At 59.0% G+C, this 307-nt stretch carries 1 protein-coding gene; it reads left to right on the top strand.

Annotated features, from left to right (window positions below; translation table 11 throughout):
• On the top strand, positions 1-300 hold a 300-nt coding region (gene tnpB, locus B7449_RS19105), incomplete at its 5' end, for an IS66 family insertion sequence element accessory protein TnpB (protein ID WP_082084955.1).
• Positions 301-307: the final 7 nt, after the last annotated feature.

The following is a 307-nucleotide window of genomic DNA, read 5'->3' as shown; positions in this document are numbered from 1 at the left end:
ACCGATATGCGCCTGGGGATGCCCGGGCTGGCGTTGAAGGTCCAGGAAGCACTGGGTCGTGACCCTTTCGCGGGTGACGTCTATGCCTTCAGGGGCCGACGCGGCGACCTGGTGAAACTGATCTGGCACGATGGGATCGGCCTTTCCTTATATGCGAAGCGGATCGAGCGCGGGCATTTCCTGTGGCCTTCGGCAAAGGACGGAGCGATCCATCTCTCCCCGTCACAATTGACTTGTCTGCTGGAGGGTGTGGACTGGCGCAATCCGCAGAAAACATGGAGACCTGAACTGGCGGGATAATAAAAAC

This window comes from Komagataeibacter intermedius TF2 (assembly GCF_000964425.1).
Classification (GTDB): Bacteria; Pseudomonadota; Alphaproteobacteria; order Acetobacterales; family Acetobacteraceae; genus Komagataeibacter; species Komagataeibacter intermedius.
The sequence above is the reverse complement of the archived record's forward strand: the minus strand, read 5'-3'. Positions and strand labels throughout refer to the sequence as shown.